Source organism: Rhizobium sp. CSW-27 (assembly GCF_018760785.1).
Classification (GTDB): Bacteria; Pseudomonadota; Alphaproteobacteria; order Rhizobiales; family Rhizobiaceae; genus Neorhizobium.
Map to the genome: position 1 here is coordinate 1 of NZ_JAHHZO010000051.1, position 2,158 is coordinate 2,158.

Genomic DNA, 2,158 nt, shown 5'->3' on the forward strand with positions numbered 1-2,158 from the left:
CGAACTCGCAGATCAACAGAGAGAGCTTTTGACATATCTGCCGACCTCCATCGGCAGATAGTTTGAATCAGAACATCGCTGATTTGCAAAGACCCGAAGATTCATTCAGTCAGGGAACCGCTCTAATCGCGTTCGCACTGTTGGCCGCTCGATCTCGGAGCTGACATGCGGACGGAAGGTGCAGCGGCGATCTAGGGCAAAAAGAAAGGGCCGACGGAAGACCGCGGCCCATGAAGTGTGGAGATCTTGAACCTCCAGAGGGGAACAGCTGCTGCGACGGAACTGGGAGGTGACCGTCATGTGCATCAGCTGCAGGCCTTATGCCTGAATTTTGACCAGACGGAAAACATTTATTGTGCAATGCAGCTATGCGGCGGCTGCGTTGGTCTCGTCGTCCAGATCCTCCGCCAGCCGGGCCTCGATTGCCCTAAGCTTTAGTCGCTTTTCCTTCAGATCATTGGCAAACGCGAAAACACCGCCGTCACGCGACCGGTAAGAGGCCAGACGGCGTTCGGCTTCCTCCAGCCGCCGCCGATACTGACGCTGCTCGTCGTCAAAGCCATCGAGTGCATGCTCCAGACGAGAAATAGCGCCAAGCGGCGTGACCGTAATTGCCAAATCGATCTCATAGTCGGCGCCGGTGCGCTGGAGCAGGGTCTCGAAGCGATAGCCATCCCCTTTGGCAAAGCGCTCGCCCTCATAAACCAGATCGAAGCCACCGATCGTCGCCAGATGCACCTCGCACTCCTGCTGCAGCTGAAGCAGCGTCAATATCTCCTTCATCAGCGCGCGACCGGCCTCCTTGCGCTCGGTATGGTCCTGACCGAGAACCGTCATGGTGAAGGCATCGCCAGTCGTCGGCCTGAGACGCCCGATATCCTGGCCGATCTCGGCGATACGCCGGGTTGAGACCTCCATCTCACGCTCTGCATCCCGCATCTGCCGACGGACAGCATGTTGATCGTCCTCATGAGCGGCGCGCAACCGTTCGAGCCGCGCGATGTCAGCTTCCAGCCCGGCCTTTTGCATCAGCCGATCGTCGCCGGATGCGATGGCCTTGGCCATGGCGAACTGATTGGCCGCGCCTTCGCCGACATCTTCGAGCCGCCGTATCGAGGTGTCGCCGGAAAGTGCGGCCGCGATGAACCGGGCCTTGCGCTCATTGTTCTGCCACATGCTGGCGTCGAGCGAACCCTCAGTGGCATAGGCGAAGATATCGACTTCGTCGTGCTGATTACCCTGACGAACAATCCGGCCCTCACGCTGTTCGATCTGCGATGGCTGCCATGGCACATCGAGATGATGAGCGCCTTCAGGCGAAGCTGGGCATTGACGCCCGTTCCCATCGTCTCCGACGAACCAATCAGAAAGCGCACCTTGCCGGCGCGGACATCGCCGAACAACCGTTGCTTGGCTTCGGTCTTCTTGTAGTCCTGCATGAAGGCGATCTGTGATGCCGGCACGCCGAGCCGGATCAGTTCGTCGCGGATAAAGCGATAGGCCGAGAAGCCACGGGTCTTTTCGACATTAATCGTGCCGAGATCCGAGAAGATCATCTGGGCGGCGCCTGGCAGATCAAACTCCTTGCCGTCGGGGCGCCGATAAATCGCCTCGCCGGTTTCCTTCCAAATCCGATGTGCATTGCGCACGAGCAGATTGAGCTTGTTGTCCGCCTCGTTCTCGGCCGCCGGCATGACGAAGCGCAGGTCGATCGCGGCGTGGCGGCCATCGGTGATGACCGAGAGCAGAATGTCGTCGCCAGGCTTGGCCGGCCCCTCACGTTTTTCAATCGCCTTGATCCTGGTGTCGAGAATTTGCTGATAGGTCTTGAACAGGGCGGTCGGCTTGGCCGTCAGGATCTGCCGGCGCCCGGTCGAGATATCAGGCACCTTCACATATTGCCGGAGATCCTCCGGCATCACCACGTCGGCGAAGGCACGGAACATGGCGATCAGCTCCGGCACATTGACGAAGGAGGCAAAGCGGCTGACGGGCTTGTATTTACCGGAGGGCTGGATTTCGAGTTCGGAGGTCGTATCACCGAAGCACGAGGCCCAGGCATCGAATTCGTGCAGTCCTCGCTCGGCAAGTGCCTCGTGACCGAGCAGGCGCTGGATCGAAAACATCTCGCCGAGCGTGTTGGTGATCGGGGTACCCG

Annotated in this window: 1 pseudogene; it reads right to left on the minus strand. The window is 59.5% G+C overall.

Features of this window, described 5'->3' with window-relative positions:
* Positions 1–366 precede the first annotated feature (366 nt).
* Positions 367–2,158, minus strand: a pseudogene (locus KLP42_RS26480) (helicase-like domain-containing protein); the annotation flags it as partial.